1 protein-coding gene and 1 pseudogene are annotated in these 675 nt (G+C 35.6%); both read right to left on the bottom strand.

Going from position 1 to position 675, the window contains the following annotated elements:
* Positions 1-307: hypothetical protein (locus tag CO726_RS31185; protein ID WP_136699924.1), on the bottom strand; the 307-nt coding region annotated here is incomplete at its 3' end.
* A 30-nt stretch (positions 308-337) separates the two neighbouring features.
* Positions 338-675 (bottom strand): annotated as a pseudogene (locus CO726_RS31180) (hypothetical protein); the annotation flags it as partial.

Genomic DNA, 675 nt, shown 5'->3' with positions numbered 1-675 from the left:
TTAAATCCTTCGCATATTCAATGATATATGTTCGATTTGTTGGATTAATGGCAGCAGCTGAATACTTTGCACCAGCAATTACAGCACTGACTAAAACTAAAAAGGCTGCAAACTTAAACATAACTGGTAATCCTGAATTTAATATATCCCCAGCTGTCCCATCTTTATATAAAAACCCTAATTTCGTACTATCCCCACCAAAAATTAAATCGGGGATAGTATCAATTAAATCATAGATGGGAGAAAGAAAGATCTTAGTCAGAGAAACAATTAATCCGCCAACCCATCCTATTATCTTTTCAAGCATAATTTCACCTTCCTTATCTCTGATACGCTATTATCCTGCGTACCCTTGTACTTTCTTCATATTATTTAGAAGCTCTTGTAGTACCGCTTCATTTGATTCAATAAACATCATTTCTTTGTCTGATGGATCTGTTTGAATCCACACTGAACTGTCTCCTACACGGAAGATTCCTTCTCCTTTTCCTGGGTTGTTGAGAATAATGTCAAGCTCCCCAGCAGTTAAGTTAAAATTCTCTTGAATCTTTTTCTTATCAATCTTATTTTGCTCTAAGAAGAAATAAGAGAAAGTAGATTGCAAGATACCACGAGCTTTTACATTTTCTAAAATACGAACAAAGTCCTGACTTGCCCAACACATTCCCGCATTTC

This window comes from Bacillus fungorum, from assembly GCF_002746455.1.
GTDB lineage: Bacteria > Bacillota > Bacilli > Bacillales > Bacillaceae_G > Bacillus_A > Bacillus_A fungorum.
This window is presented reverse-complemented; position numbering and strand designations above follow the sequence as displayed.